23 protein-coding genes are annotated in these 23,618 nt (G+C 64.6%); 13 read left to right on the top strand and 10 right to left on the bottom strand.

Going from position 1 to position 23,618, the window contains the following annotated elements:
- Positions 1–38: 38 nt before the first annotated feature.
- Positions 39–1,304 (top strand): MFS transporter, encoded by a 1,266-nt coding sequence (locus ACZ2GY_RS15530; protein WP_471672379.1) that lies wholly within the window; start codon positions 39–41, stop codon positions 1,302–1,304.
- A 118-nt stretch (positions 1,305–1,422) separates the two neighbouring features.
- Here ACZ2GY_RS15530 and ACZ2GY_RS15535 read toward each other — a convergent pair whose 3' ends face one another.
- Positions 1,423–1,680, bottom strand: coding sequence for a metal-sensitive transcriptional regulator (locus ACZ2GY_RS15535; RefSeq protein ID WP_277359395.1), 258 nt, complete (start codon positions 1,678–1,680; stop codon positions 1,423–1,425).
- Between the two features lie 128 nt (positions 1,681–1,808).
- Here ACZ2GY_RS15535 and ACZ2GY_RS15540 point away from each other — a divergent pair, with 128 nt between their 5' ends.
- The 5 genes from ACZ2GY_RS15540 to ACZ2GY_RS15560 all read left to right on the top strand — a co-directional run bounded on the left by ACZ2GY_RS15540 (position 1,809) and on the right by ACZ2GY_RS15560 (position 5,695).
- Positions 1,809–2,399, top strand: a complete 591-nt coding sequence (locus ACZ2GY_RS15540; protein ID WP_471672380.1) for a rhodanese-like domain-containing protein — start codon at positions 1,809–1,811, stop codon at positions 2,397–2,399.
- Between the two features lie 100 nt (positions 2,400–2,499).
- Positions 2,500–2,799 carry a rhodanese-like domain-containing protein gene (locus tag ACZ2GY_RS15545; RefSeq protein WP_471672381.1) on the top strand — a complete coding sequence of 100 codons (300 nt, stop codon included), beginning with the start codon at positions 2,500–2,502 and terminating at the stop codon, positions 2,797–2,799.
- An 83-nt stretch (positions 2,800–2,882) separates the two neighbouring features.
- Positions 2,883–3,767, top strand: coding sequence for a sulfite exporter TauE/SafE family protein (locus tag ACZ2GY_RS15550; protein WP_471672382.1), 885 nt, complete (start codon positions 2,883–2,885; stop codon positions 3,765–3,767).
- A 129-nt stretch (positions 3,768–3,896) separates the two neighbouring features.
- Positions 3,897–5,252, top strand: a complete 1,356-nt coding sequence (locus ACZ2GY_RS15555) for an MBL fold metallo-hydrolase (protein ID WP_471672383.1) — start codon at positions 3,897–3,899, stop codon at positions 5,250–5,252.
- A gap of 35 nt (positions 5,253–5,287) precedes the next feature.
- Positions 5,288–5,695, top strand: a complete 408-nt coding sequence (locus ACZ2GY_RS15560) for a DUF302 domain-containing protein (RefSeq protein WP_471672384.1) — start codon at positions 5,288–5,290, stop codon at positions 5,693–5,695.
- A gap of 44 nt (positions 5,696–5,739) precedes the next feature.
- Here ACZ2GY_RS15560 and ACZ2GY_RS15565 read toward each other — a convergent pair whose 3' ends face one another.
- Positions 5,740–5,952 carry a DUF5996 family protein gene (locus tag ACZ2GY_RS15565; protein WP_471672385.1) on the bottom strand — a complete coding sequence of 71 codons (213 nt, stop codon included), beginning with the start codon at positions 5,950–5,952 and terminating at the stop codon, positions 5,740–5,742.
- Between the two features lie 80 nt (positions 5,953–6,032).
- Here ACZ2GY_RS15565 and ACZ2GY_RS15570 point away from each other — a divergent pair, with 80 nt between their 5' ends.
- Positions 6,033–6,803, top strand: coding sequence for an isocitrate lyase/PEP mutase family protein (locus ACZ2GY_RS15570; RefSeq protein ID WP_471672386.1), 771 nt, complete (start codon positions 6,033–6,035; stop codon positions 6,801–6,803).
- Positions 6,804–6,957: 154 nt separating this feature from the next.
- Here the strand turns inward: ACZ2GY_RS15570 and ACZ2GY_RS15575 are convergent, their stop codons facing one another.
- The 7 genes from ACZ2GY_RS15575 to ACZ2GY_RS15605 form a co-directional block, all read right to left on the bottom strand.
- Entirely contained in the window at positions 6,958–9,522 is a 2,565-nt protein-coding gene (locus ACZ2GY_RS15575; protein WP_471672387.1) for a rhamnogalacturonan lyase, read from the bottom strand.
- A 204-nt stretch (positions 9,523–9,726) separates the two neighbouring features.
- Positions 9,727–10,434, bottom strand: a complete 708-nt coding sequence (locus ACZ2GY_RS15580; RefSeq protein ID WP_471672389.1) for a hypothetical protein — start codon at positions 10,432–10,434, stop codon at positions 9,727–9,729.
- A 158-nt stretch (positions 10,435–10,592) separates the two neighbouring features.
- A complete protein-coding gene (locus ACZ2GY_RS15585) occupies positions 10,593–11,735 on the bottom strand; it encodes a ThuA domain-containing protein (protein ID WP_056545175.1) in 1,143 nt (380 codons plus the stop codon).
- A gap of 170 nt (positions 11,736–11,905) precedes the next feature.
- Positions 11,906–12,856, bottom strand: a complete 951-nt coding sequence (locus ACZ2GY_RS15590; protein WP_471672390.1) for a family 43 glycosylhydrolase — start codon at positions 12,854–12,856, stop codon at positions 11,906–11,908.
- Positions 12,853–13,941 (bottom strand): Gfo/Idh/MocA family protein, encoded by a 1,089-nt coding sequence (locus ACZ2GY_RS15595; RefSeq protein WP_471672391.1) that lies wholly within the window; start codon positions 13,939–13,941, stop codon positions 12,853–12,855. The genes ACZ2GY_RS15590 and ACZ2GY_RS15595 overlap by 4 nt, the downstream gene beginning before the upstream one ends.
- A gap of 97 nt (positions 13,942–14,038) precedes the next feature.
- Positions 14,039–14,380, bottom strand: a complete 342-nt coding sequence (locus ACZ2GY_RS15600) for an L-rhamnose mutarotase (RefSeq protein ID WP_056545181.1) — start codon at positions 14,378–14,380, stop codon at positions 14,039–14,041.
- A gap of 155 nt (positions 14,381–14,535) precedes the next feature.
- Complete coding sequence (locus tag ACZ2GY_RS15605) at positions 14,536–15,534, bottom strand: LacI family DNA-binding transcriptional regulator (RefSeq protein WP_471672392.1); 999 nt, start codon at positions 15,532–15,534, stop codon at positions 14,536–14,538.
- A 251-nt stretch (positions 15,535–15,785) separates the two neighbouring features.
- Between ACZ2GY_RS15605 and rhaI the strand changes: the two genes are divergently transcribed.
- Genes rhaI through ACZ2GY_RS15635 form a run of 6 tightly spaced genes read left to right on the top strand, consistent with a single transcriptional unit; the run spans position 15,786 to position 23,196 of the window.
- Entirely contained in the window at positions 15,786–16,952 is a 1,167-nt protein-coding gene (rhaI, locus tag ACZ2GY_RS15610; RefSeq protein ID WP_346027655.1) for an L-rhamnose isomerase, read from the top strand.
- Positions 16,953–16,954: 2 nt separating this feature from the next.
- The gene (locus tag ACZ2GY_RS15615) at positions 16,955–18,991 is read left to right on the top strand and encodes a bifunctional aldolase/short-chain dehydrogenase (protein WP_471672393.1); all 2,037 of its coding nucleotides are present in this window, start codon (positions 16,955–16,957) and stop codon (positions 18,989–18,991) included.
- A 10-nt stretch (positions 18,992–19,001) separates the two neighbouring features.
- Positions 19,002–20,444, top strand: a complete 1,443-nt coding sequence (locus tag ACZ2GY_RS15620) for a rhamnulokinase (protein ID WP_471672394.1) — start codon at positions 19,002–19,004, stop codon at positions 20,442–20,444.
- A 13-nt stretch (positions 20,445–20,457) separates the two neighbouring features.
- Entirely contained in the window at positions 20,458–21,567 is a 1,110-nt protein-coding gene (locus ACZ2GY_RS15625) for a Gfo/Idh/MocA family protein (protein ID WP_471672395.1), read from the top strand.
- Positions 21,560–22,465 carry a DUF6807 domain-containing protein gene (locus tag ACZ2GY_RS15630; RefSeq protein ID WP_471672396.1) on the top strand — a complete coding sequence of 302 codons (906 nt, stop codon included), beginning with the start codon at positions 21,560–21,562 and terminating at the stop codon, positions 22,463–22,465. Before ACZ2GY_RS15625 ends, ACZ2GY_RS15630 begins: the two co-directional genes overlap by 8 nt.
- Before the next feature lie 41 nt (positions 22,466–22,506).
- Positions 22,507–23,196, top strand: a complete 690-nt coding sequence (locus ACZ2GY_RS15635) for a cupin domain-containing protein (RefSeq protein WP_346027660.1) — start codon at positions 22,507–22,509, stop codon at positions 23,194–23,196.
- A 99-nt stretch (positions 23,197–23,295) separates the two neighbouring features.
- Here ACZ2GY_RS15635 and ACZ2GY_RS15640 read toward each other — a convergent pair whose 3' ends face one another.
- On the bottom strand, positions 23,296–23,583 hold the full coding sequence (locus ACZ2GY_RS15640; RefSeq protein ID WP_471672397.1) for a septum formation family protein: 288 nt from the start codon (positions 23,581–23,583) through the stop codon (positions 23,296–23,298).
- Between the last annotated feature and the right edge of the window lie 35 nt (positions 23,584–23,618).

Genomic DNA, 23,618 nt, shown 5'->3' on the forward strand with positions numbered 1-23,618 from the left:
CCATTGCCGTGCCCACCCCGACAACCTCGGAGCACCTCGTGACTCGCAATGAACTGGCCGGCACGGCCCAACTCGGCCTGAGAGCAAACGCCGCGCAGTTCAGTTTGCTTGTCGCGGTGAACGCACTCGTTGGAGGTGTAGTCGGCCAGCAGCAAACCGTGCTGCCCCTGCTCGCCGCCGAAGACTTCGGCCTGACCGGCTACACGGTCATTTTCACCTATATTGCCGCCTTTGGAATCACCAAGGCAGCCAGCAATTACACCGCCGGAATCCTCGTCGACCGCATCGGACGTAAACCCGTGCTCCTGATCGGCTGGCTCTTCGCCGTACCGGTCCCCGTGATGCTCATCCTGGCCCCGGACTGGGGATGGGTGGTCGCGGCGAACGTTCTGCTCGGCATCAACCAGGGCCTGACCTGGTCAACCACCGTCGTCATGAAAATCGACCTGGTGGGCCCCGAAAAACGCGGCCTCGCCATGGGACTCAATGAAGCCGCCGGCTACGGCGCCGTTGCCATCACGTCCCTGCTGGCCGGACATCTTGCCGCCACCTACGGCCTGCGGCCGGCACCATTCCTACTCGGAGCAGCCTACGTGGCTCTCGGATTGACGCTCTCAACACTGCTCGTAAAAGAAACCCAAGGCCACGCCGCCCTCGAACAACGCCAACAGACGAACCAGCCCTTACCCCTGCACGTAGCGACAGCACCGGGCAGCTGGCATGTTCTCGCCTTGAGTACCTGGCGCGAACCCGCCCTGGCTTCAGCCAGTCAGGCCGGGTTGGTCAACAACCTCAACTTCGGCCTCGCCTGGGGCCTGTTCCCGCTTCTATTCGCAACAGCCGACCTCTCATTGGGACAGATAGGGCTTCTTTTCGCCCTCTATCCCGGCGTCTGGGGCGTCGGCCAACTCGTGACCGGCGCCCTCTCCGACCGCTACGGGCGCAAACGCCTCATCACCGCCGGCATGGGCCTGCAGGCTGCAGCACTGGCAGTCATAGCCCTCGCCGAAACCTTCCTGGGCTGGGCAACCGGAACCATACTGCTGGGCGCCGGAACTGCCATGGTCTATCCGACACTGCTCGCCGCCATCGGTGACGTCGCCGAACCAGCCTGGAGAGGACGCGCGGTAGGGATCTACCGGCTCTGGCGGGATATTGGCTACGCCTTCGGGGCCGTTGTCGGCGGAGTAGCCGCAGACGCCGCCGGCCTGCACGCAGCAGTATGGGCCGCCGCAGCCCTGAGCGCCCTCGCAGCCCTCATCGTCGCCGCCCGCATGTATGAAACCCACCCGCGGGCGCCATAGCCAACGCGTTCGACAGCCCCGGCCCCGCCGCCGGAGGCAGGAACAAAAAAGGCACCGGGGATGCCTTGCGCCTTCGCGCAACGCATCCCCGGTGCAGGCCAGCCAGGCCGGACCCTGCTCAGGCCAGAGCGAGGAAGAGTTTCTCCAGGTCTTTTTTGTCCATGCTGTTGCCGCCTTCAGCCATGCACTGTTCAAGGCCTGATGAGATGATCGCGAACCCGGCACGGTCCAGAGCCTTGGATACAGCCGCGAGCTGGGTCACGACGTCCTTGCAGTCCCGACCCTCCTCGAGCATGCGCGTGACTGCGGTCAGCTGTCCCGTAGCGCGCTTGAGCCGGTTGATGACCGGCGTGAGTTCAGTGGTGTCGAGCTGCACAAGATCCTCCTGAGGGTTACAGTCCTTCCCTTTAGTGTATACCCCCTAGGGTTTATTGCATACCCTGGGGGGTATGTGGAAGAATTGATACCGATAGATCAACCATCCAAAATCCGAAAGGGAAACCTTTGGCTTCCAGCACCTCCACCGTGACCGCCCTCGATCCTGAAACCCTGCGCGACTGGATCAGCCGGCATGAGGACCTGATCATCGTTGATGTCCGCTCTGCCGCTGAATTCGAGACCATGCATATCCGCGGCTCCTACAACGTTCCGCTCCCACTGCTCTCGGAGCACACCGATGAGCTGGCCGAACGGCTCGGACAACGGGTTGTGTTGGTCTGCCAGTCCGGCGTCCGCGCCGAGCAGGCACGTCAACGCCTGGGCGGAGTCGGTATCGATACGGCACTAATCCTGAGCGGGGGCGTGCCCGGCTTTGCCGCCGCCGGCGGCGACGTAGTCCGCGGTGCAGAGCGCTGGGATCTGGAACGCCAGGTGCGCCTCACGGCCGGATCCCTAGTGATCGCGGGGCTGCTGGCCGGCAAACTCGTTTCGCCGAAGCTCCGCCTGCTGGCCGGGGCGATCGGCACCGGACTGACGTTCTCCGCGGCGACCAACACCTGCGCCATGGGCAACGCCCTGTCGAAGATGCCGTGGAACAAGACTGCCAGCGAACCCACCGCCGCCGCGGCGATCAACCAGATCCCGGCCGGCAACTAAAAGACTCCGTGTGCCCTGCCTGTCCCCCATCGGGCAGGACACACGGTCCAACAACACCCCTGAACCACCATCCCTGAACCGACAGGAGAAGGAACACACCATGGCTGAAATCACCATTCACGATGCGAAATCCCGCAGGGACCAGGACCAGATCCTCGACGTCCGAGAAGACTTTGAAGTTGCGGAGGGCATGATCTCTGGTGCCCTGCACATCCCAATGGGGCAGCTGATGTCCCGCCTGGATGAACTGGACAAGGCCCGTCCGGTCATCGTGGTGTGCCGCAGCGGCAACCGCAGCGCCCGGGTCGCCGAAGCCCTGACCACGGCCGGATACACCGCTGACACCATGGGCGGCGGCATGCTCGACTGGCAGCACGAAGGCTTCCCAACAACGCGCTGACACGCACCAACCGACCGACCTGTCTGCCTGCTTGCCTGGCTGCCTGGCTGCCTGGCTGCCTGGCTGCCTGAAAGGACAATCCCATGAGCGTTGCTCTGCTCGCGACCGTATTGCTCTCCGTGGTGATCGGTCTTTCGCTCGGCCTGCTCGGCGGCGGCGGATCCATCCTGACCGTACCCATCCTGACCTACGTCGCAGGCCTCGACGCCAAGGAAGCAATCGCAGCCTCGCTCTTCGTGGTCGGGGTGACCTCAGCGGTCAGCGCCATCGACCATGCCCGCAAGGGCCGGGTGAAATGGCGCACCGGTCTGATCTTCGGGGCCGCCGGAATGGCCGGCGCCTTCGGCGGCGGCCTCCTCGGCGGGCGCATCCCCGGCACCATCCTCATGATCGCCTTCGCGCTCATGATGGTCGCCACCTCTATCGCCATGATCCGAGGCAGGAAAGGCAAGACTCGCGCGAGCACAAACGACGGGGAACTACCCATCGGCAAGGTCATCGTCGAAGGCCTCATCGTCGGTCTGGTCACCGGACTGGTCGGCGCAGGCGGCGGCTTCCTCGTTGTCCCCGCACTGGCCTTGCTCGGCGGTCTATCCATGCCCATCGCCGTCGGAACTTCCCTCGTGGTGATCGCCCTGAAATCCTTCGCCGGGCTCGCCGGATACCTCACCACCGTCACCCTCGACTGGGGCCTCGTCGCAGCCGTGACAGCCGCCGCCGTGCTGGGATCACTCATCGGATCCCGCCTGGCCGGCCGGATCCCCGAAGCAGCCCTCCGGAAGGGGTTCGGGATCTTCGTCCTCGTCATGGGCGTCTTCGTCCTTGTCCAGGAACTCCCCGACCCGTGGGGCACCGCCCTCGCAGTCACCGCAGGCATCCTCGCGGTCGCCGCCGCAGCCTGCTGGTTCTTCCTGCCGCACTGCCCTCTACGCACACCCCTGAACCGGCGCACTGCCGAAGCACACTGAACAGCCCAACCGTTAGGGAGCCGCATCGGCATCCTCGTCTGCCCGCATGACCGCCCGCGTGCTGGTCCGTGAATCGGCCTGCAGATACGGTGGTGTGCATCGAGCGAGGCATTCAAGGAGGAATCCGGCATGGACGTCATTACGATCGAAACCCCACCGCTCGGGGACCGCAGCTACCTGGTTCACGACGGACAAGTGGCCCTGGTGATCGACCCGCAGCGAGATACCGACCGGGTGGAGAAAGAAGCCGCGAACGCCGGCGTCCAGATCACCCACGTGGCAGAGACCCACATCCACAATGACTACGTCACCGGCGGACTGCAGCTGGCCCGAGACCATCAGGCCCTCTACCTGGTCAATTCCGCCGACCAGGTGGACTTTGACCGCACCCCGATCTCGGACGGGCAGACCCTGCAGATCGGGAAGATGACCTTGCGGGCGGTCGCTACCCCGGGCCACACGCACCATCACCTCTCCTACGTCGTCACGCAGGAGGACCGGCAGGCTGTGTTCTCCGGCGGGAGTCTGCTCTACGGATCCGTCGGCAGGACCGACCTTGTCAGCGACGATGACACGGTGCCGTTGACCCACGCTCAGTACGCGTCAGTGCGCCGTCTGGTGGAGGAAGCCACTCCGGACGCGGGCCTTTACCCCACCCACGGCTTTGGGTCCTTCTGCTCCTCGGGCCCAGCAAGCGGAGCCGACTCCTCAACCGTCGGCGAACAAGTCCAGAGTAACCATGCCCTTACTGATCAGGATGAAGCCCATTTCGTTCAGGAGTTGATCGACAACCTCAGCGCCTACCCGTCCTATTACGCCCACATGGGGCCTGCGAACACCGCTGGCCCCGGCCCCGCACACCTCGATGTGCCCCAGCCCGTGAACACCGAAGAACTGTCCGCCAGACTCGAACACGGCGAATGGGTGATCGACCTGCGCAATAGGATTGCCTTCGCACGCGACCACCTGCACGGCAGCGCCAGCTTCGAATACGGCGACGGATCGAACTTCACCACGTTCCTCGGTTGGGTCCTGCCGTGGGACCGGCAGCTCACGCTCGTCGGTGACCGCGACGACGTTGAAAACGCAATCCGTGATCTCTCCCGCATCGGCATCGATCAACCCGATATCGCCCTCGGCACCGACCCGGCAGCTCTTGCCCCCAACGCCGCACGGAACTCCTACCCGAGTGTGAGTTGGGACGAGGTCCATTCGGACCGTTCAGAGCAGGAAGACGTCATTGTCGACGTGCGCCGCACCGACGAATACGACACACAGCACATCGAAGGGGCGGTCAACGTTCCCCTGCACGAGTTGCTGCACCGCATGGACGATCTCCCGAATCGGAAGCTGTGGGTCCACTGCGGATCCGGCTACCGGGCATCAGTTGCCGCCAGCCTGCTGCAACGGGCAGGCAAGGACGTCGTTCACATCGACGGCATGTTCGACGACGCCGAAAAAGCTGCTCTGCCCATGAGCCATTAACCCACGCAACCATCTCAACCAGCCAGGAGAAACTTATGGCCTACACACACTCCATCACCTCCAGCCTCCCTTGGAAAGACGCTGTTGAACGCACCAGGGAAGCGCTCTCACAAGAAGGGTTCGGCGTACTCACCGAAATCGACGTCCGTGCTACCTTCACCAAAAAGCTTGGACAGGAAGCCGGGGACGCGGTCGGGGACTACATCATTCTCGGTGCCTGCAACCCACAGCTGGCGCAACGCGGCATCACCGCAGAACCCCAACTCGGCGCCCTCCTCCCCTGCAACGTCGTCGTGCGGCGTGCACCCGAGGACACCGAAACAACTATCGAAACAATCGACCCCCAAACCATGGTCAAGGTCAGCGACTCCGAAGCAATACGCGACGTTGCCAACGACGCCGACGAACGCCTCACAAGAGCCCTCAACAACATCGCCAGCTGAGCAAAGCAGCTGCGAGTCACGTAGGCTGCTCTCCTCCCGGAGGGTCAGCGGCGGCGAGACTGCTCATCACGCCACCGGTCAGGATGGTCCTCCAAGGCCTCGCGGTCCCAGCCGGCACCATCGGCGGCAGTCTGGTAGGTGGAGTGAAGGAATTCGCTCACCATGCGGTCCGGATCCTCAGCGCTGCGCACAGCTTCGTACGGCAACAGGAACTGGCGGTACTCGGAGCTGTAGAAAGCACCCGGACGCAGGGACACGGACTCACTATCCTCAGGCCGGCTCACTCCACCCACACGTCGACGGTGCGGGGCACCGCCGCTCAAGTAGAGTCACCATCATGACAACCGCTGAGAAGGCCAGTTCACTGAAGGCCCTGCACGAAGCCCCCGAAATTCTCCGTGTCGTCAACGTTTGGGACGCAATTAGCGCCCGAGCCGTTGCTGACCTGCCCGAAACCCGCGCAATAGCTACCGCCGGGCACTCGATCGCGGCAAGTCACGGATTCTCGGATGGCACCATTCCTTTCGATCTTGCGCTGTCTGCCTTGGCTCGGATCGTGCAAGCGACCGACCTGCCGGTGACCGCCGATCTGGACGCCGGTTTCGGAGACCCAGGCGAGTCCGTCCGCCAAGCGATCGGAGTCGGCGTCGTCGGCGCGAACGTCGAGGACCGACTGGTTCCGCTGGCCGAGGCGGTCGCCAACGTAGAGGCCATCGTGCGGGTTGCGGAGCAGGAGGGTGTGGCCTTCCAGCTGAATGCCCGCACAGATGCGATCGTGCGCGGCGGTGATCGCCCCCTTTCCGACAGCATCGACGATGCGATCGAGCGCGGCAAAGCCTTCCTCGACGCCGGCGCGAGCCTCGTGTTCGTACCCGGGGTCCTGGACCGGGAGTCCACCGACCGCCTCGTCGCCGGTCTCGGAGAGCGCAAGCTCAGCGTCATCGGCCTGCCGGGGGCGCTGTCCGCCGCCGAGTACGAGTCACTGGGCGTGGCCCGCATCTCCTACGGCCCGCTCACGCAACGCGTGGCTTTGCGCGCGCTGCAGAATATCGCCAAGGATCTCTACGCGAACGGGGTCATTCCGAAGGACACTCCCGCGCTCAATTGAAATAGCAACGGGAGACTGGCTACCAAGCGTCCACGGCTCGGCTTCGTAGCGCAGAGCAATACCGTTGGAGAACGGAAGTCTTGCGCAGATAAGGCGGGTTCAGCTGCGCTGAACCCGCCTTATCTGCCCGAAGTTCCGGGAACCTGGCCCTGGCTTACCTCACCATTCCAAGCACCGTCTGCACCCCGTCCTCAAGGACGGCGCGAGCGCTATCCGACACGACGTCGGGCTTCTTGCCCTGGTTCAGAAACTTCTCGAAGCGATCCATTGCCTTCCCGACGTTGGCCGTGTTGCCCTGCTCGACACCCTCCTGCGCCTGGGCCAGCGAGGCCTGGAGCTGCTTCGCGACCGGTCCCGCAACATCCCCGCTCTCGATGAACGACTCAAGCGTGGCCTGCAGGTACCCGATGAGACCCGGAGTCCAGGCATCAGGAACCGGTACGTCGGCGAAGTCCATGTCCGAGGCGAAGTAGTAGCTCGTGTAGGACGGCTGGTTGTACGTGGTGTTCTGACGGGCCACCTCCGCTCGGTACTGCGGGTCATGCATGAGGGTGGTGAGCTTGTGGTCGGTGACCTCGGTGCTCAGGAACACACGGATCGCGGAGCTGTCGGCCGTGCGGACAAACAGTTCCTCGCGCCAGTCTCCGAAGGCATCCGCGACCAGGGCGGGGTTGCCCTTGGTGCCGTTGTTGGTCTGGGTGCCTTCAGCGCTCAGCAGGGTGCCGCGGGTCCAGTCGTCGACGGTGGGTGATCCGTTGCCGGAACGGTTTACGAGCTGCGTGGTCATGTCCGCGGCCCACTTGATGCTCATGTTGGTACCAGGGGTGCGGGCTTCCAGCTGCTCGCCGTCGGAGCTCAGCAGACCCGAGCCATCACTGCCACCCGGCATACTCGCCCAGACCTCAATGCCATCGACATCGGAACGCACGTCACCGATCATGCCGCGGCCGGTGTCTTTGCCGGAGTACGCCCCGAACAGTACCTCCCCGGTAGCGGCGTCGCGCATGGCTGAACCGTAGGGAGCCCAACGTCCACCCTCGTGGACCGTCCAGATCTCCTGACCGGGGCGGTTCGGGTCGATGTCCGTCACGTGCATCGCGTCTCCGTGACCGAGGCCGGCCTCGGCACCCGGCGTTGCACTGCCTTCCGGCATGGTGTCGAACGAGCTGTAGAGGAGGGAGCCGTCGTCGTCGATTGTTGCTGAGCCGTAGACGATCTCCTGCTTGCCGTCGCCGTCCACATCCGCGGCGCTGAGCGAGTGGAAGCCCTGCGTGGTGATGGAACCGAACTCGGGGTCGGTGCCGAGGCGGCCGTGCGGGCCGTCATTGAACGGGTTTGTCATCGGCGTCCAGCCGCTGTCCACGTTCCAGACCTTGGAAAGGTTCGTGCCGTCCCAGTTGTAGGCGGCGATGGTGGAGCGGGTGTAGTAGCCGCGGGCGAAAATGGCTGACGGGCGTTGGCCATCCAGGTAGGCGACGCCCGCGAGGAAGCGGTCCACACGGTTGCCCGGCTCGATGCGGGACATAGCGTAATCGCCCCACATGAGACCGTCGTCGTGCCGGCCCGGCTCGTAGTCCACTGTCTGAAGCTCGTCTCCAGTGGCGCCGTCGAACACGGTCAGGTATTCAGGGCCGCTGAGGATGAAGCCCTCGAAGGCGCGGAGGTTGTTCCTGCCGCTGCGGCTGGGCGCGTAGACATCCATGAAGTAGTCCGCCATGGCGCGCGCATCCGCGTCGGAGAGCGGGTACTCGTAGCGCTGTTCGATGCCGAACGCTTCCTCGAGTGTGGCGGGCCAGTTGCCCGCGACCACCTCGGGGTGCTCGTGCCAGGTGGCGAACATGTCCACGACGTGCTCGTAGTAGTCGGCCGCGCTCTTCCGGTAATCGTCGGTGTTGCTGTAACCGGCGGCGATGTCATCGGCCGGCATCGTGATGTACTCAGGCTCGCCGGCTACACCGTCCGTGTACTGCGTGACTGAGGTGCCCGGCGCCGTCTTCATCATCATCTCGGTGCGGCCATCGCCGTCGAAGTCGTAGACCATGAACTGCGTGTAATGGGCGCCGGAGCGGATGTTGACACCGAGGTCGATGCGATGGAGCAGCGTTCCGTCCATTGCGTACGTGTCGATGTAGGTGTTGCCGGTGTACCCGACCTGCGAGACATCCTTCGAATTCGAGGGATCCCACTTGACTACGTACTCGTAGTCGCCGTCGCCGTCCGCGTCGCCAAGGCTCATGTCATTCGCGGAGTAGGTGTAGCTTTCATCGGCGGGGGTTACGCCGTCGGCCGGCTTCTGCAACGGGATATCGGTGTAGCCCTGTGCCCAGGGGTCCACTTCTTCACTGCGCTGCAGTTCCACACCGCCGACGACGGCGGCAACCTGATAGGTGGCCCCTTCCGTCGCGTCGGGGTCAAGGTAGTTGGTGCTGTCGGTGACCGTGGCGATCTTCTCGCCGTTGCGGTAGACGGCGAAGTCCGCGCCGGTCTGGCCGGTTCCATTGGCACCGGTGACCTCCGTGGCGAGAAGACGCCAGCTGAGAAAGGTTCCCTCGGAGGTTGCTGCCGCAACGAGGCCGCGGTCGAGGTGTTCGAGCTGGATGCCTACCTGGGCATCGGGGGCCGGAGCTGCAGCGGCTGGAACGCCGCCACCTCCGGCGATCAGGGCTGCACTGAGTGCGAGCGTTGCGGGTACGGGGATGACGCGAAGGCGCGGGCTCATCTTTGAATCCTTTCAACGGAAAGCGCTTTCTCAACGCTAGGTGAAGGTTCGCGACCGGTCAAGGTTTTTCCAAGGTCGATGTGCTGGGGTTCCCGTTCGCCGGGCGGCAATCTGGTTTCAATCCGCTGACGGCTCGAAATTCGACCGGACCTGTGTCCCGCATCCGTGTGCTTACGAGCGGATTAGCTCTGCGTGGTTAGGCGGCTACTCCTCTGGCTCTTCGGGCTCCCGGAATTCCGCCGGGACCGCGTCGGGGTCACCATCCGGAGCCAGGAAAAGGTGTACGTGCGAGCCGCCTGACTCTACGGCGAGGGTATCGAGCTGCGCTGCCCCGGCTTGCCATAGGCGCACGGCCGCGTCTCGTCGCTCAGCCACTGTGCTTGCAAGCACAGCCTGCTCGTCGTCGGGCGCTGCCAGAAGGTGCTCGTATCCAGCCGCCGTCGACAGGAGCAACTGCGCGGCGCCGATGAAGGCCTCCCGCGCAACCGTCTGTTCAGATGTTCCTTCGTCGACGGTTTCCAATGCAGACACGGCAAGGACCAGCCCGTGGTTCCACCGGTCCACGTCACTGACACTGGCTGGGGCCGGACCCTCGCCCTCCTGCACCGGTACAGCGGCAGCGAGTTCCTGCAGCACCTGCGCCATCCGCCCCTGCGCTTCTTCGGCTGCTTCGGCCAGATCGGCATTGAGCTCAGCCCTTTCGCGCTCCTGCCCCGCGGCCAACTGTTCAGCTATCGCTTCGATGGAACCGGCTTCGGGCGAAGCGGCTTCAGAAGGACCGGCTTCAGAAGGACCGGCACCTCCTGCGGCAAGTGCAACGGTGAGCACAACGGTAACGGCTATCAGGACCGAGGCCGCGGCGGCGACGGTAAGGACCCGCGCCTTGCGGGAGCGACGGAGTGAATTTCTCAAGAGGATCGATGACCTTCCGACGTTGAATGAGCGACGTGCGGCCAGAACTGGTTGCGCGGCTATGCTGCGCAACCAGTTCCGGCCATGCTGCGTGAGGATAATCGGCGATGCCGCCGAACTGGCGCGTTACGCAGCGGCCAGCGCGGCGGAAGCCGGGGTTACTTCAACTCGCTCTGCCAAACCTGCAGGTCCTGCACCTTGCCGAGCAGCAAGCTGTGGGCGTCTGAGCCACGGTTGACGTGCGCCCGAACCTGGGCGGCAGCCGCGTTGAGCTTCTCCGCAGCATCGTCATGCGAACCGGCCTCGGCGAGTGCCCGCGCCTTATCCAGCTGCTTTCCAATCTGGGTTGCCGCCTTCGATGAAATAGCTCCTTCAGCGAGCAGGTCCGCCGTCGTTGTTTCGACCTCATTCCAGGTGACACAGTCACCGCCGCCGTTCACCGCTCCGGCTGACCACGCAATGCCGCCCAGCAGGTGCTCGAGGAAGACCGGGTCAACGTACGATGCCTCAGTGTGACCGCCACCGGTGTACCAGGAGCGGGCGGACTCAAAGTTATGGCACCAGGACAGCGGGTGGTCGGAACCCATGGCGTTACCGCCCGGGTTGTACGTGGTTTCGTCGAGGTTGGTGAGGACACGGACGGCATCGCGGGGGCTCTGGTTGAAGTTGTACCACTCGTCGAAGCGCGTCCAGGTTCCTGACAGGTGCTCGGTCGAAGGATGAGTGCCGTCTTCCACTACCTGAACGGCTGTTTGCTGGGCAGGATGGCTGACAAACCGCGCACCCCCGCCGGTGAGTTCGCTGTACCAGGGAACGGTGTGCATGGAATCCGTTGCCGCATGGACGCCGGCAAAGCCACCGCCGGAGCGGATGTAACCCTGGAACGCCTCCAGTTCACCCTCGTCGAGCAGCGTCGGTGTCGCAGGGTTGAGGCTGTTGGTGCCATCGACGGTGGAAACGAAGACGATGGTCTCGTACTTTGCAAGGTCCGATGCGCTGGTGAACGGTGTGCTTGGCAGCGTGCGGTCAGGCTGCCCCTGGTTTCTCGGCGAGGTTGGCGGATCCCAGACGTCGACGCTGAAACCGTTCGCGTCGCCGAGGGCCATAATCGCCGTAGTCGCCTCATCGATGCTGCTGTGACGAAAGCCCGTGGTTTTGCCGACAACGAGGACGTCGTAGTCCTCAGTCACCTCGGTCTGGACCGGCGCGGACTCGGCTTGCGCCGGAGCCGTTGCCAGGGCCGGCACAACGAGTGCCGCTCCAAGTATTCCGAGGGCTGCCTTACTGGTGTATCGCTTCATTGCGCTCCTTTGTTGTGGCTGTGCCCTAAGTCGCCGAAACACTGGGGACGGGCACCAGGATCAGCTGCCGGTTCAACACCTACCTCACCATGAACGGCGTTGGAGATTGTTGATTCTAACAACTTAATGCCAGTAAATCGCCTGTTACGCCGGAAAGCTACCCTCTGGCGCTATTTGTCCCGCATATTTCTTTCCGGCATGCGTCGACCCAACGCAATTACCGGCGCATCACGGTCACACAGCAGCACGCCGGCCGCAACCCACAGCCGCGCCCGATGCACCTCCGACCGGCGCAGCGCGCCAGCCTGCAGTTCGACGTCGTTGCTTCCGTCCCATTCCGGGTGGGTGAAATAGAACGCAACGGCTTCAACACCGCAAACAACGACGTCGGCATGCCTGCCTACCTGCCTATCCTCCGGATGCACGCCGGCCGAATCGAGGATCAAGCCCTGCACCGACCAGGAAAGACCGTCATCCGAACGGTAGACGCGCTGGCCGCGCCACTCGTCCACGATCATCCAGAAGAACCCGCCCAGCTCGAAGACGTTCGGGCCCTCATGGGGCGCACCACCGATGACCTGCCCTTCGACGGACCAGTTGTCCCAGTCGGGACTGACAGCGGCGTAGGTAGTGGATGCTTCCGCCTCTTCCTTGTACCAGAGGCGCAGGAGACCGTCGGCGGTCCGGGCGATGGCCGCATCGATCACGTAGTTCGAACTCAGCTCAAGGAAGCCCCGGTGCTTCCAGTGCTCGAGGTCGTCGCTGACCAGATGCACAATGCGCCGCTCATGGCCGGCCCAGGTGGAAGGCACGCCCCGAATCCACGTGAGGTACATGTGGTAGCGGGTTCCGTCCCACGCGACCTCGGGCGCCCAGTGGGTGTTCGGGCCGGGCTCCCCAGCCGGGTCGAGACCGTCGACCACACCGCGGTAGAGCCAGCGCGCGCCGTCGTCGGATACGGCCGTGCCAATCCGGCTGCCGTGCACCCACTCGACGCCCGCGCCCGAATGGGCGGGGCGCCGCTGGGTGTAAAACATCCACCACTGTCCGGTCTGCTCGTTGCGGATGACCGACGGATCAGTCGGCCCGCCGAGCGGATCGGCGAGCAGCGGTGCGCTCACCGACCGGGACGCAGATCCGTTACGGGAGCGCGCATGCTCCCGCGAAAGTCTGGCGCAGCGAGTTCCCCGCGGGTTACGGGAGCACCCCGCCCGGCCGATGCGTAGAGGGCAGCAACAATCTCGATAGCACGTGCAGGATCAGCGGCGACCGGCGGGACATCGGCCCCGACAAGAAGTGATTCGTAGACCTCGGACAAGAGCACATCGTGCCCGCTCGGCACCTCATTCGACGGCAGCGCCCACGACGCCGCCCGTTCCGCACTGATGTGGCGGGCCGGCGTCAGCTTCCAGCTCGCGTGGTTGTGGCCATAGAGGTGCTCGAGCTCGATGGTGGCGTGCTCCGTGTCGATGCGGATCAGGCTCGACTCCCGCGGCGCGAGCACAGTGCTCAGAACCGACGCGATGGCGCCATTCTCGAAGACGACGACGCCGCACGAGGTGTCCTCGGTCTCCAACTCCCGGTCAAGCCGGAACAGCTGGCCGGACACCGAGCTCCACTCGCCGAGCAGGTAGGCGAGCAAGTCGATCTGGTGAATGCCGTGGCTCAGCGTGGTGCCGCCACCCTCGGTCTCCCACGTTCCGCGCCACGGCACGTCGAAGTACTCGGGACCGCGGTACCAGTGTGTATGGCAGACGGCGGTTAGCGGCCTCCCGAGTTCACCCGACCGCAGCAGGTTCCGGATATGAGCGGCGGCCGTGCCGGTTCGCTGCTGGAAGACGACGGCGAGCTTCCGGTTCGCGGCCACCGCGTCCGACTGCATGGCGTCCACCTCTGCGAGGGAGAGCGCAGGCGGCTTTTCGGCGATGACGTGAGCACCGGCGTCGAACGCTGCTTTTGTCTGTTCCGCATGTCCCGCCGGCGGAGTGCAAATATGCACGACGTCGACAGCCTCCTTGGCCAACAGCTCCTCCAGGGTGCCGTACCCGGCTGCGATTCCGTGCCGGGCGTTGAAGTCACGGACCCGCTCCTCGCTGGGGTCGGCTGAGGCAACCGCGGTGACGCCGTCGATCGCGGCAAGCGCCTCGGCATGGAGGTGCGCCACGGCGCCGGTGCCGAGGATGGCGGCGCGGAGGGTACGGGTCATTGGAGGGACCTTTCGAGTCAGGATCGCCGGTGCGTGGCACGTTCGTGGGGTCTTCCCGGCGAACCTGCCATTTTCCGGCTACTTTGCGGGCTGATGATCATTCGGCGTGGGCGTCGAGCTGGTCCTCGAGGTGAAAGACCTCCTCGATCCGCACAAATCCTTCGTCCGGCCGGCCGTCGAGCTCCACGAAGAACTCCCCCATCTCGGCCTGCCATCGGGCATTGACGTCGGTCTCGGCCATAGCGCTCTGGGCTGCGGCGAGGTCATCCGACTCGACGTACCCGATCAGGAGGCCATCCGGCCGGAGGAAGAGCGAGTAGTTGTTCCAGCCGGTGTCCTTGAGGGCGCGGAGCATGTCCGGCCAGACGGCGGCATGGCGCTCCTTGTACTCCTCAAGGCGGTCGGGCTTCACCTGCAACTGGAAGCAGACGCGTTCCATAGTTCTCCTCGTCGAGCGGGTATGAATCGTTTCATGGATGCTACCACTGCGACTTGCCAGGGAGCTCGCCTGCCCGCAACTTTTGCGCACCTACGGTGACTCAAACCGGCGTCGGACTCGCCGGAGCTGCACAAAAGTTCACGAAGGAGGAAGGGCTAGAGGGTGCTCCCCCGGCTGACCAGCTCGGGCTGGAAGATGACCTGCCGGCTTTCGGGTGAGGTCCGGTCAATCGCCTCAAGCAACAGTTCGACGGCGGTGCGCCCCATCAGCTCCGTTGGCCGCCGCACTGTGGACAGCGGAACAACCGCAGACTGGGCGAAGTCGATGTCGTCGTAGCCGATCAGCGCGAGGTCCTCCGGAATCCGCAACCCGCGGATGAGCAGCACAGCCTGCATCACGCCGATGGCCAGTAGATCGTTGGCGCAAAAAATACCGTCCGGCAGGCCTTCCCGGCCGCGTTCCGCAAGGAGTTCACCGGCTGCACGCCCCGCCAGCACGGTCATCGCGGCGGCTTCCACTACCTCAAGCTGGGCATCCGGGTACTCCTCCACAGCCTGCTGCGCTCCGGCCAGACGGTCTGCCACCTGTTGGATGTCGGTGGACGCTCCGATGAACGCGATGCGCCGCCGCCCGCGCGAGAGCATGTGCTTCACCGCCATGTAACCGCCGGCGACATCATCCACTGACACTGAACTGACCCGGCGCTGCGGGTCCACCCGGTCCACCAAAACCACCGGCACGCCGTGCGCCCGCAGCTGTTCGAGCCGGGAATCGATGTTACCTACCGGGGAAATCAGGACACCCTTGACCCGCTGCTGCTCGAACACATCGAGATAGCGGCTTTCGCGGCCGGCGTCATGCCCACTGTCCCCCAGCAGCACGGTGCTGTCCGACTCCGCCGCCCGGTCTTCGGCGGCGCGCGCCAGCGAAGAGAAGAACGGATTACTGACGTCGAGGACGATGAGCCCAATGGTGCGGCTGAGTCCGGCACGGAGCTGGCGAGCGGCATCATTGCGCACGAAGCCCAGTTCCGAGATGACGCTGAGCACCCGCTCACGGGTCTTTTCAGCTACGCGGTCCGGGTTGTTGAGCACGTTCGATACTGTGCCCACGGCAACCTGCGCCTGGTCGGCAACGTCTTTGATACTGACCATCCGGGCAGACCCTCGTTTCCTGGAAGTGACGGGCTGTAGACAAGCGGTGGACGAAAATGTGCACTCTTCACGAGAATGCTTGACACCACTTATCGCCAAGGATACCTTTGAAACGTACTAATGAATCGATTCAATATCTGATTCATCTCCTGACCGTCACCGCCGCCTCCTTCAGGCCTAGTGAAAAGTCAGTGCAAAACAACGACGATGCGCGCGGGCTTGCAGCCGGCAGCTGTAAATGGAGAGAAGTAATGGTTGACCTGAGCCGCATAACGCCAACCCTGGAGAACCTCGCTATTGAGGTGCCGTCATGGGCCTACGGCAATTCCGGAACCCGTTTCAAGGTGTTCCAGACTCCCGGCACTCCGCGCACTGTGCAGGAGAAGATCGCCGACGCCGCCAAGGTTAACGAGCTGACCGGCCTTGCGCCCTCCGTTGCCTTGCACATTCCCTGGGACAAGGTGGAAAATTACGGCGCGCTTTCTGACTTTGCGCAGGGCCTCGGCATCACGCTGGGCACCATCAACAGCAACACGTTCCAGGATGACATCTACAAGTTCGGGTCCCTGACCCACAGCGACGCCGCCGTTCGCAACAAGGCCCTCGACCACATGTACGAGTGCATCGACGTCATGAACGTCACCGGTTCACAGGACCTGAAGATCTGGCTGGCTGACGGCACCAACTACCCCGGCCAGGGCGACATGCGCTCACGCCAGGACTGGCTGCATGATTCCCTGCAAAAGGTTTACGAGCGCCTCGGTGATGACCAGCGCATGGTTCTCGAGTACAAGTTCTTCGAACCGGCTTTCTACCACACCGACGTCCCTGACTGGGGAACTTCCTACGCCCACACCCTGGCCCTCGGTGAGAAGGCCATGGTCTGCCTCGACACGGGCCACCACGCTCCCGGCACCAACATCGAGTTCATCGTGGCGCAGCTGATCCGCCTCGGAAAGCTCGGATCCTTCGACTTCAACTCGCGCTTCTACGCGGATGATGACTTGATCGTGGGGGCAGCGGATCCGTTCCAGCTGTTCCGCATCATGTACGAGGTGGCTCGCGGCGGCGCCCTCGACCCGGCTGCCAACGTGGCGCTGATGCTGGACCAGTGCCACAACCTCGAAGAGAAGATCCCCGGCCAGATCCGCTCTGTCCTCAATGTGCAGGAGATGACGGCCCGTGCGCTGCTCGTTGACCGGGAGTCGTTGACCAAGGCGCAGGAAGCAGGCGACGTCCTCGGCGCGCACGCCCTGTTCATGGACGCCTTCTACACCGACGTCCGTCCGGCACTCGCCCAGTGGCGTGAATCCCGCGGACTTCCCGCGGACCCCATGGCTGCCTACGCGGCCAGCGGCTACCAGGAAATCATCAACGCTGACCGTGAGGGCGGACAGCAGGCAGGATGGGGCGCGTAACCATGACTAACCAAACCGTTCAGGACCTCATCAACCGCTCCAACCGGCTCGGTGCGGACAAACGCAACACGAACTACGCCGGCGGCAACACCTCGGCCACGGGCAGCGACACCGACCCCGTCACCGGCGAGAACGTTGAGCTGTTGTGGGTAAAGGGCTCCGGTGGTGACCTCGGCACCCTCAAGGAACAGGGTCTGGCCGTACTCCGCCTCGACCGTCTCCGTGCCCTGACCAACGTCTACCCTGGCCTTGACCGCGAGGACGAGATGGTCGCGGCGTTCAATTACACCCTGCACGGCAAGGGCGGCGCGGCACCTTCCATCGATACCGCCATGCACGGCCTCGTCGACGCCGCACACGTTGACCACCTGCACCCGGACTCAGGCATCGCAATCGCCACGGCGGTCGACGGCGAAGCACTCACCGAAAAGATCTTCGGCGACAAGGTGGTGTGGGTGCCCTGGCGGCGCCCGGGCTTCCAGCTCGGCCTGGACATCGCCGCGATCAAGGCCGAAAACCCGCAGGCCGTAGGCACCATCCTTGGCGGGCACGGCATCACCGCGTGGGGCGAAACCTCCGACGAGGCCGAGAACAATTCACTGTGGATGATCGAAACCGCCGAGCGCTACATTACCGAGAACGGAAACCCAAAGGCGTTCGGTGAGCCCCTCGACGGCTACGCCGCGCTCTCGCCTGAGGCGCGCCGCGCGAAGGCCGCCGCCATCGCCCCGGTGATCCGTGGCCTGGCCTCCACCGACCGCGCGCAGGTGGGGCACTTCACCGACGACGACGCCGTTCTGGACTTTTTGAGCGCAGCTGAACATCCCCGCCTGGCGGCGCTGGGCACCTCCTGCCCGGACCACTTCCTGCGCACCAAGGTCAAACCGCTGGTGCTGGACCTGCCCGCGGATGCCTCCGTCGAGGAGTCCGTGAAACGCCTGAAGGAACTTCACCAGGAGTACCGCGCGGACTACCAGGGGTACTACGAGCGCCACGCCGACGCCGATTCACCGGCCATGCGCGGAGCCGACCCGGCCATCGTCCTGATTCCCGGCGTCGGAATGTTCTCCTACGGTGCGAACAAGCAGACGGCCCGCGTGGCCGGTGAGTTCTACATCAACGCCATCAACGTGATGCGCGGCGCGGAGGCCATTTCCACCTACGCCCCGATCGATGAGTCCGAGAAGTTCCGCATCGAGTACTGGGCGCTGGAAGAGGCCAAGCTCGCCCGGATGCCCAAGCCGAAGTCCCACGCCACCCGCATCGCACTGGTCACCGGCGCCGCCTCGGGCATCGGCAAGGCCATCGCCACCCGCCTCGCAGCGGAGGGCGCGTGCGTGGTCATCGCCGACCTGAACCTCGAAAACGCCGAGAAGGTCGCCGAGGAACTCGGCGGGCCGGACGTCGCGATCGGCATACAGGCCGACGTCACCAATCCCGAGCAGGTCCAGCAAGCAATCAACGCCGCGGTGCTGGCCTTCGGCGGACTGGACCTCGTGGTCAACAACGCCGGCCTGTCCATCTCCAAGCCGCTGCTGGAGACCTCCGAGAAAGACTGGGACCTGCAGCACAACGTGATGGCCAAGGGATCGTTCCTGGTCTCGAAGGCCGCCGCCAAGGTGCTCATCGACCAGGAGATGGGCGGGGACATCATCTACATTTCCTCCAAAAACTCTGTCTTCGCCGGGCCGAACAACATCGCGTATTCAGCGACCAAAGCCGACCAGGCCCATCAGGTGCGTCTGCTGGCCGCTGAACTCGGCGAGTACGGTGTCCGCGTCAACGGCATCAACCCCGACGGCGTGGTCCGTGGCTCCGGTATCTTCGCCGGTGGCTGGGGAGCCAAACGCGCCGCCGTCTACGGTGTGGACGAAGAAAAGCTCGGCGAGTACTACGCCCAGCGGACCCTCCTCAAGCGCGAGGTGCTGCCCGAGAACGTGGCGAACGCCGCCGCGGTCCTCACCTCCGCCGAACTGTCCCACACCACCGGGCTGCACGTTCCGGTCGATGCCGGCGTAGCCGCCGCCTTCCTCCGGTAATCGGCTCAGCATGAAGTCGGTCTACGCAGCCGTCGATATCGGTGCCTCATCCGGCCGGGTCATTCTCGGCCGGATGGGCACCGACGGCCCGTCACTTGAGGTCATCCATCGTTTCCCGAACGGCGCGCAGGAAACCGACGGCGCCCTCCGCTGGGACATCGACGCCCTCTTCGTGGAGGTGCTGCACGGCCTCACCCTCGCCCGCGAACTCACAGACGCAAAGGGCGAACGGGTGGTGAGCATCGGCGTCGACACCTGGGCCGTGGACTACGGCCTGGTGAACGACGACGGCGCTCTCGCCTCCCAGCCGCACAGTTACCGTGACTCGCGCACGACTGGGGTTCTCGATCGGGTGCACGAAACCGTTCCGTTCGAGCAGCTGTATGAAACCACCGGGCTCCAGTTCCTGCCGTTCAACACTGTCTACCAGCTGGCGGCCGAGCCGTCCCTTGAGAACGTCCAGGCGCTGTTGATCCCGGACCTGCTGGGCTTCTGGCTGACCGGGAAGCGCCGGACCGAGATCACGAACGCCTCGACCACCGGGCTTCTGGACGCCTCGACCGGCAACTTCTCGGGCGAACTCTTCGAGGCCCTGAACCTTCCGCGCAAGCTCTTTCCCACACTGATCGAACCAGGTGAAACGATGGGTCCGCTGCTGCCAGCCGTTGCCGAGCGGACAGGGCTGAACGCGGAGACGAGCGTCGTCGCCGTAGGCTCCCACGACACAGCATCCGCCGTGGCCGCAGTGCCCGCGGATGTAGACAACTTTGCCTACATCTCCTCGGGCACCTGGTCGCTGGTGGGGGTGGAGCTGTCGGAGCCGATCCTCACCGAAGCCGGCCGTGCCGCCAACTTCACGAATGAACGCGGCGTTGACGGCACCATCCGGTACCTGCGCAACTGCGGCGGACTGTGGCTGCTCCAGGAGTGCCTGCGTGAGTGGGGGCGATCCGTGACCCTCGAGCAAGTTCTCGCTGAGGCTGCCGAGCTGCCCGCCGGCGGTCCACGAATCGACGCCGATTCCGACGACTTCATCGCGCCTGACGACATGCCACACCGCATCCGCAGCGCGGCGGGCGAAGCGCTTGAGTCTCCTGCCGCCGTCGTTCGCTGCATTTTGGACAGCCTCGCGCAGGTGTATGCACGCACGCTCGAGCAGGCGGCAGAACTTAGCGGTAAGCCGATCGACGTCGTACACATTGTCGGCGGCGGTTCGCAGAACCGGCCGCTCTGCCAGCTCACCGCGGACGCCACCGGACTGCCCGTGGTGGCAGGGCCGGTGGAGGCCACGGCCCTTGGCAACGTGCTGGTTCAAGCGCGTGCCGACGGCGCACTTGGCGCGGGAGCTCTCGGGACGGGGGCCACGCTGGACGACATCCGTACCGCCGTCCGTAGCACAGCCCAGACCACGCGTTATGAACCTTCCCGACAAACCGAAACAGCACTGACCTAGCAAAGGATTCACAGTGGCAGTTCGCACCAGACCCATCCGCACCGCCGTCGTTGGAGCAGGAGGCATCGCGCAGGGGCAGCACCTTCCCGGGCTGCGCGTCCTCGGCGATCGGGTGGACATCGCAGCCATCGTGGACATGGACGGCAGCCGCGCCGCTGAGGTTGCAGCAGAGTGGGGCGCGCCGCTCTCTTTCACCTCCGTGGCCGAGATGCTGGACGAGGTGCAGCCGGATCTCGTGCTGGTGTGCACGCCGCCCGGCTCACACACTGACGCGGTCATCCGCTCGCTCGACGCCGGAGCCTCAGTCTGGTGCGAAAAGCCGCCGACCCTTTCCCTGGCCGAGTATGACGCCATCCTCGAGCACGAAGGCGCCGCGGGCCCGTATGCGTCCTACGTCTTTCAGCACCGCTTCGGCTCAGCAGCGCGAACGCTGCGGTCGCAGATCGCCGCAGGTGATCTCGGGGCTCCTTTGGTGGGCGTCTGCCACACGCTCTGGTACCGGGATACCGTCTATTACGACGTCGCATGGCGGGGTAAGTGGGAGACCGAGGGCGGTGGACCCGCCATGGGCCACGGCATCCACCAGATGGACCTGCTGCTGTCCCTGCTGGGCGACTGGACCGAAATCAGCGCGACCATGGCGACCCTGCGCCGTGATGTTGAGACCGAGGACGTCTCCTTTGCACACGTCACGTTCGAAAGCGGAGCGATCGTATCGGTGGTGAACAGCGTGCTGTCGCCGCGGGAGACCAGCTACCTGCGGTTCGACTTCGCCGATGCCACCGTGGAGGTGGAGCACCTCTACGGGTACGACAATTCGCACTGGAAATGGACGCCGGCTCCGCACGTTGATACGGACACAGTGAGCACCTGGGCGCCGACGCAAAACTTCGCCAGCTCACACGCTGTGCAGTTGGAGGAACTCGTGTCCTCCCTCGAGCGCGGTGAGCGCCCCGCGGCTTCCGGTCACGACGGACGGCGGGTGCTTGAACTGATTGCGGGCCTGTACCAGTCAGCGATTACTGGCCGACGGGTGCAGCGCAACGAGCTGACCCGGGAGAATCCGTTCTACTGGTCGATGAACGGTGCTTCCGCCACATTGAAGGAGACACTCGATGCCTGAACTGCAGCTACGCCGTCCATCCAACAGCGAGCTGGTGATTTCCTGCGGCGCCGTTGACCTGGCGACGTACGTGTTCATCCCGCCCGCCACCCGCTCGGAGGCACCGAAACCGTACCTGCACCCGCTGCGCACCCTGAGCGGTGCGCCGCTTACGGGTTTCCGCCCGTGGGATCACCGCTGGCACAAGGGCCTGCAGATGACGTGGTCCCATGTTTCGGGGCAGAACTTCTGGGGCGGGCCGACCTTCTCTCCGGAGACGGACTACCAGTGGCGGGACAACCTCGGTTCGATCGAACACGAGGGGTTCCCCGGGCTCTCCGCCTCGCCCGACCGAGTCTCACTGGGTGAAGCCCTGACCTGGCGCAACTCCGCCGGTGAGCGTTGGCTCTCGGAGCAGCGCGAGACCGTCTTCTCCAGCGTCGATGTGCAGGAGCAGTCCTGGCAGTTGGACTTCACCACGGAACTGACCAACATCTCCGAGCGATCGCTTGATCTTGGCAGCCCTACCACCCATGGCCGCGCCAACGCCGGGTACACCGGGTTCTTCTGGCGGGGCCCGCGCAGCTGGACCGGTTGCTCGATCTTCGGTCCCGATGGTGCCGAGGGTGAAGCGATGATGGGCACCTCTGCGCCCTGGATTGCCCTCGCCGGGCAGAATGACGAGCTCGACGGCGGTGCCACCATCGTGGCGCTGGCCGGGACGTCGTCGTCGTCGGTTCCGTTAAAGTGGTTCGTGCGTAGCGAGCCGTTTGCTGCGTTGTCGCCCTCCCCCGCCTTCGACGAGGAAATTACGCTGGCGCCTGGGGAGTCGCTTCGCCTGCAGCACCGGTACGTCTTCGTGGACCGGATCTGCGAGCGCGACGACATCGAGCGGATCGCGAAGGGCGCCTCCCTGTGAGCGGATCGCCGCGGCTCCCTCTCTTCCCGGGATCGGTCGGCATGAGCGACCTGCGGGTGTACGAGTGGGAGACCGACGACGGCCACCACGGCGGGACGCCGCACCTGCACACTGTGTCCAACGAGGGTTACGTGGTGATCGGCGGATCAGGTGAGGTTCACACCCTCTCTTCGGAGGGCTATGCGCGGGATCCGCTGAGTGCCGGATCGGTGCTGTGGTTCAGCCCGGGGACGGTGCACCGGCTCATCAACACAGGGGACCTCCGCATCCTCACGGTCATGCAGAACTCAGGGCTGCCGGAGGCCGGCGACGCTGTGCTGACGTTTCCGCTCGAGATCGTTTCCCACGCCGAAAGGTACCGGTCAGCGGTCACGTTGCCCGAGGGCACCGAGGCGGAGCGCGGCGAGGCGGCCCGCCGTCGTCGTGATCTGGCGATCGAGGGCTATGCGGAGTTGCTTTCAGCGCTGGAGGAAGGCGACCGCGGACCGCTCGACGCGTTCTACGCCGCCGCGTCCGCGCTGGTGCAGCCTCGTGTGGAGGAGTGGACGAAGCTGTGGACGGACACGGTGCTTGCCGACGTCGAGACGACCCGGTCCCAGCTGGCAGCCCTTGCGGAAGGGGACGCTTCGCACCTGGGTGATGCCGCCGTCGTACGTGCCGTGCCGAGGCCTGAGCCGCGAGCCTTCGGAATGTGCGGGCGCCTGGGGATCTGGGACGCCGACCGGCGCTGAACCCTGCGCATCGCTACCGCAAAAGTGCCGGTAAGCGGCACGATCGTGGGGACGTCCCCACGATCCTGACAATCACCGGCGCGTTTGCGTGCTAAGACGTTATCGCCCGGAACCCTTCATGCTTCCGGTGAGCAGCTCGCCTTCATCGCCGCTGACGAGGCACAGGATCTCGCGGTCACCGTCGAACGCCCAACTGGCCTTTGTCGGCGTGAAGGATTCGAAATAGAGCGACGACTCCTCGTACTCCGTTCCTATGAACCCGGGGAATTCGTTGTAACAGAACTCTTCTGCCAGAGCGACGATCTCGGAGTCGCCGGGAAAATCACCGTCGGGAAGATCGGTTGTGGCGTACGCTTCCAGGTCGTGCTCGCTGCTGCAGGGCAGCACGTGATCTCGGAGAAGCTGTAGCTTTCCTCCTCGGA

The sequence above is a fragment of the Arthrobacter sp. KKT183 genome (genome assembly GCF_055657625.1).